Source organism: Xenorhabdus mauleonii, assembly GCF_900113945.1.
Lineage (GTDB): Bacteria > Pseudomonadota > Gammaproteobacteria > Enterobacterales > Enterobacteriaceae > Xenorhabdus > Xenorhabdus mauleonii.
The window spans coordinates 1-2,471 of the sequence record NZ_FORG01000076.1 but is presented as its reverse complement, the minus strand read 5'-3'; the positions used below and the strand labels follow the sequence as shown (position 1 = coordinate 2,471).

Sequence of the window (2,471 nt, the reverse complement as noted above, 5' to 3'; positions counted from 1 at the left end):
TATAGCGGCGCTGGGCTTTCGAATGGGTTGAATTTACATTACAATCGCGGTTAGCCATAGTAACTACTCCAATAGTTGCTTACGGTTAGCGGCAATACTGAGGTGCGAACTCAGGACTGCCGCGCTATCTCAGCGCTTAGCGCTCTTCATGACAACTTTTTCCATCATTGACTTAGTAACAAAACTGTCGATCACCATAATCAATGCTTTTTGCTCCTCATCCGATAATGTGTCAGCCTGCTGCCAAAGCTCATGCAAAGTGTGGTTACGTATCTTCACATCTTTGCTGGTCTCACGGCGGCCAACCAGTTCATCAAGAGAAACCTGTAAAACATCAGCCAGCTTAATCAGGCTTTCCAGCTGAGGCACAATATGCCCCCGTTCCCAGCGGTTATACACTCTGGGCAGCACTTCAATCATCTCAGCAAGCCGTGACTGGGTTAAGCCCCGCGCTTCTCTGAGCATTTTAAGCCGTTCAGAAAATACGGACATATCAATACCTGTCTGCAAAACATGAATGTCCGCCATTGTAACCCCTCCTTTTTAGCTGGCTGTTGTAAAGTCTCTTTAATGCGATTATTACACATCGCATATGTGTCTATTGACAAGGTTCAAAAGGAAACACTTATGGCTCACAAACCCGAACCCGATTTAGCCCACTTAAAGCAATCCGTCTCGTTGCTGGGGCTGGTACGTCAGCAAGGCCGCCCGCTGAAAAAGCGTGGGGCGGATTATGTGCTGCGCTGCCCGTTCCATGCGGAGAAAACGCCCTCCATGGTGATCACCCCGGCCAAAAACCTGTATCACTGTTTTGGCTGCGGAGCGGCGGGATCGGTGCTGGACTGGATCATACAAACGGAAGGGGTGAGTCTGAACGCAGGCATTAAACGGTTGCGGGCGCTAGCCGGGTTGCCGGAGATGGATAACGCGGTGAACACGTCTTCTTTAGCCGCCACACCTCAGCCTCGGCAGAAACTCGCGGATCTGGATGATGACGGGCAGGCGCTGTTGCGTCAGGTGGTTGAGTTTTATCACCAGAATCTGCTGGAATCCCCGGAAGCCGCCGAATGGCTGGCGAAGCGCGGGCTGAACCATCCTGAACTGGTGAGTCATTTTAAGCTGGGGTACGCAGGCAATCACGGCATCGGTGGTTCAGCGGGGTTATTGCCGTCGAAATCGAGCAAGGAAGGCCAGCAACTGCGGGACAAACTGGCGGGGCTGGGTGTGTTGCGTGCCAGCACGCGGCAAGATCATTTTAGGGGCTGTGTTGTGGTGCCGGTGCTGGGCTGGGCAGAATCGGCCAACGTCGCGAACCGGGGGCGGGTATTGCAGTTGTATGGCCGTCGTACCCAGCCGGATTACAAAGTGCTGAAAGACAGTCCGAAACACCTGTATCTGCCTTCGCCACTGGCTGGCGTCTGGAATGAAGCGGCGATGCAGGCATCTGCTGAAATCATCCTGTGCGAAGCGCTGATCGATGCGATGACCTTCTGGTGTGCCGGGTTCCGCCATGTGATCGCTGCGTATGGCGTGAATGGTTTTGGTCGTGAACATCTGGACGCGCTGCAATATCACGGAGTGAAGCGGGTGTTGATCGCCTTTGACCGCGATGAGGCCGGGGATCGGGGCGCAGAGCAGGTGGCCGCAGATTTACTGGAAGTGGGCATTGAAGCGTGGCGGGTGCAGTTCCCGCCGGGCATGGATGCCAATGACTATGCGCTGAAAAGCGGTAACGCCGAACATGCATTGGGGTTGGCGTTGCAACAGGCGGTCTGGCTGGGGCAGGGCAATGCGCCGGGCGCGGTGTTCAGCCATGAGTTGCCCGCAACATCGGCTGTGACGGAAAAGCCACATTCTGCCAACGAGGGCAGAACCTCTTCTTTAGCTGCCCAACCGGTGTTGGACGTTGCCCCGGTGCCTTGTGAGCGCACCGCAGCCGGTGAGTTACTGATGAAAAGTGGTCCCCGGGTCTGGCGGGTGCGGGGCATGAAGCCATCGCCGGTGCCCGATGTCATGAAAGTCAATGTGCAGGTACGGGATGAAACCAGCGGGTTGTTCCATGTGGATACGCTGGACATGTACCATGCCCGGCACCGGCAGAACTATATCAGCACGGCGGCGCAAGAGCTGGAGTGCGAACTGTCGGTGATTAAACGGGAAGCCGGGCGGGTGTTGCTGATGCTGGAGCAACAGCAGGATGCGCAACAGCAAGCAGAAGCCGAAGTCAGCGGCAGCACGGCGGTGACAGTCAGTGCGGAAGAGGAAGCGGATGCGCTGGCTCTGCTGAAATCGCCGGACTTGGCGGCGCGTATCGTGTCAGATATGGCGGCCTGTGGGGTTGTTGGCGAGTCCACTAATCTGCTGACCGGGTATCTGGCGGCGGTCTCGCGCAAGCTGGATAAACCGCTGGCTGTGTTAATCCAGAGCAGCAGTGCGGCAGGCAAAAGCAGCCTGATGGATGCGGTGCTCAA

Annotated in this window: 2 protein-coding genes; one reads left to right on the top strand and one right to left on the bottom strand. The window is 56.1% G+C overall.

The features are described 5' to 3' along the window. Positions 1 to 129: 129 nt before the first annotated feature. On the bottom strand, positions 130 to 528 hold the full coding sequence (locus BM100_RS22195) for a helix-turn-helix domain-containing protein (protein ID WP_038242454.1): 399 nt from the start codon (positions 526 to 528) through the stop codon (positions 130 to 132). A gap of 99 nt (positions 529 to 627) precedes the next feature. Here BM100_RS22195 and BM100_RS22190 point away from each other — a divergent pair. Continuing rightward, the coding region (locus BM100_RS22190; protein WP_139217026.1) for a CHC2 zinc finger domain-containing protein at positions 628 to 2,471 on the top strand (1,844 nt) is incomplete at its 3' end.